Annotated in this window: 3 protein-coding genes; all 3 read left to right on the top strand. The window is 53.8% G+C overall.

Features of this window, described 5'->3' with window-relative positions:
- Positions 1-45 precede the first annotated feature (45 nt).
- From EAH74_RS32875 to EAH74_RS32865, 3 genes are read left to right on the top strand one after another with little or no spacing between them, the layout of a single operon-like run.
- Positions 46-2,004 carry a DUF637 domain-containing protein gene (locus EAH74_RS32875; protein ID WP_430539824.1) on the top strand — a complete coding sequence of 653 codons (1,959 nt, stop codon included), beginning with the start codon at positions 46-48 and terminating at the stop codon, positions 2,002-2,004.
- A gap of 11 nt (positions 2,005-2,015) precedes the next feature.
- Entirely contained in the window at positions 2,016-2,369 is a 354-nt protein-coding gene (locus EAH74_RS32870; protein WP_140684568.1) for a hypothetical protein, read from the top strand.
- Positions 2,366-2,656: a hypothetical protein gene (locus tag EAH74_RS32865; protein WP_140684566.1), complete on the top strand. Its 291-nt coding sequence runs from the start codon at positions 2,366-2,368 to the stop codon at positions 2,654-2,656. The genes EAH74_RS32870 and EAH74_RS32865 overlap by 4 nt, the downstream gene beginning before the upstream one ends.
- The last annotated feature ends 25 nt before the right edge of the window (positions 2,657-2,681 follow it).

The following is a 2,681-nucleotide window of genomic DNA, read 5'->3' as shown; positions in this document are numbered from 1 at the left end:
CATGACAGCTGGGATGAAAGCCATTCCGGGCTGGGTGGCCCGGCGATGATCATTATCATCATCATCGTCACCTACTTCACGGCCGGTGCAGCCTCCGGTTTCGTGGCTTCTGCCGCAAACGCAGGGGCGGGCAGCGCATTCGCAGCCGGCGCTGCAGCGACCGCAGCGACTGCAACGACCGCAGCGACGCAAGCTGTCGCCGCTGGTTGGGCGAACGCTGCCCTCACCGCCATGCTCACCTCCGCAGCCAGTACGGCCACGGTCAGTACCATCAACAATAAAGGCAATCTTGGCGCGGTCGTCAAAGAAACCTTCAGCGCCAACAGCATGAAAAACTACATCGTTGCCGGCGCCGTGGCGGGTCTTACCACCGGTCTGTTCAACGATTGGACCAGTACCAGTACCAGCACAGAGACAGGCACCGCGTTGACTGACTCCACCAATGGGGTTTTGGCTAACACGGGCAAGGTCGTGGTTCCCGGCGGGTTGAGCAGCCTGGAAGGTATCGCCCAGTTCACAGCGAACCAGGCACTGCAAAACAGCACCTCTGCGCTGCTCAATAAAGCATTGGGTCGCGACGGCAGCCTTGGTGATGCCTTGCAAAGCAGTCTGGTGAATGCATTTGCTGCCTATGGCTTCAACCTGGTGGGAGACATCAGCGTAGAGAACAGCTTGCCAAACGGAGGTCTCGCCAAAATCGGCCTGCACGCGGTGATGGGGGGCTTGGCGTCGCTCGCTGCGGGCGGTGATTTCAAAACGGGCGCGTTGGCGGCAGGGGTCAACGAAGCTCTGGTCGACGATCTAGCCTCGGTCTATGCAGGGATGCCGAAAGCGGATAGGGATCGGCTGCTGGCCATGAACTCGCAACTGATCGGCGTGCTGGCGACTGCGGTACAAGACCCTGATGCCGATACCGAAAAGCTGCAAACGGGAGCATGGGTTGCGCAGAACGGGACGTTATACAACCGCCAGTTGCATCCCGATGAAATTGAGTTTGCTAGCGACGATGAGCGTGTAAAGCGCTTTGCTGGTGAAAACGGACTGACCATTGAGGAGGCCCAGCAAGAACTCTTACGCACAGCAGCGGCAATGGTTGATCGCGGTTGGAACAGTGTCCTCAGTGAGGAGGATGGCAACACCACTAAAGCGGCAGGTTTCCTCAGAACAGAGTTGACTCAAGCCAAAAATGATCACCTGTTTCAAGTTTCGTTGGCCGACTACAACAATGAACGTATGGGTTTAGTGGAGTTGTTCAAGGATAGAACCTCCTTGGAGAAGGTCCTGAAAAACGTCGCTTTGGTCGATCCGCTCGAGTACCGAACAGACGCTAAATACATGCAAGAAGTGTTAAATGCCAAAGGAGAGGGCAGCCAAGAAGGCTTTGTCTTGGCGCTGGAGGGAGCGGCTAGCGGTGCATCGAAAACAGCGCTGTGGGCAATGGGCGCGGCCAATTGCCCGAGCTGCGCTGCTGACGATATCGAAAACGCCTGGAATTCGATCCTGAGCTTGCCAGAAGAGTTGCGTTTAAAAGGGTATTTGGACAACCTACACATCATGCAGGGCGGTGGTGCGGATGTTATTAGAGGTAATGAATCTGCAGCAACAGCGGTTGGCGTTGGCCTCGGGCTCGCGATTGATGGTGGTTTGGCTGGTGTAAAGCCCTCTACCGGTATCGGTGCAAAAGGAGTTCCGAGCTCGTCTTTGACGAGGGAGGCGTTGATTTCTGGCTTGCCTCCGGGCACGAAAATCACTCCTGAAAAAGTGGTCGATATTCGTAAGTTGTCGGATGGCCGAACCGTATGGCTAGAAGAAGGCAGCGATGCTGCCGGGCTGGAGCATATTTACGTGCGACACGAAGTCGACTTTGCCAGCAAAGGAATCTCGCGTGCCGAAATCCCAACGGTTGTAATGAATGCTCTTGAACGTGGAGAAATTGTTGGGACAAGCGGCTCAGCAAATGTATATCGCATAANGGTGCAAAAGGAGTTCCGAGCTCGTCTTTGACGAGGGAGGCGTTGATTTCTGGCTTGCCTCCGGGCACGAAAATCACTCCTGAAAAAGTGGTCGATATTCGTAAGTTGTCGGATGGCCGAACCGTATGGCTAGAAGAAGGCAGCGATGCTGCCGGGCTGGAGCATATTTACGTGCGACACGAAGTCGACTTTGCCAGCAAAGGAATCTCGCGTGCCGAAATCCCAACGGTTGTAATGAATGCTCTTGAACGTGGAGAAATTGTTGGGACAAGCGGCTCAGCAAATGTATATCGCATAACACAAAATGGTGTTGAGCAAAATATCGCAATTGGGGTTGGCTCAAACGGCTTCGTGGTTCGCGCGAATCCGGTTAGCTCTTGGAAACTGGTGCCATGATGAAGCTAAGAATAGCCAGTGAATATTCAGCTGGGCCGATTTTCTGTCCGGACCCGGATAGGATGGGGCACATTGATATTGATGATTTGCCCATTTCTCAAGGGCTGAAAATAAAAATTAGCGAATGGGACTGTGAGTATCAAGCAACGTTTGACGACGACTACCCGCCCGATTCTGGGTTTGGCTCCCCTGAAGAAAAGTTTCGACATGTCGCAGAAGGGAAAAAGTTAGCCGACGAATTGCAACAAGAATTAGGGAGCAGTTATACGATCGAGTACTGTCCATAGTTGATAATTCTGTGGTGCAAAAGGA

It is taken from the genome of Pseudomonas mandelii (assembly GCF_006438925.1).
Taxonomy (GTDB): domain Bacteria; phylum Pseudomonadota; class Gammaproteobacteria; order Pseudomonadales; family Pseudomonadaceae; genus Aquipseudomonas; species Aquipseudomonas mandelii_C.
Note: the sequence above shows the minus strand (reverse complement) of the source record. Positions and strands in the feature narration are given on the sequence as shown.

Excerpts from the sequence above, each read along its gene's own strand:
- EAH74_RS32865 (WP_140684566.1), top strand. The coding sequence starts at position 2,366 with ATGATGAAGCTAAGAATAGCCAGTGAATATTCAGCTGGGCCGATTTTC.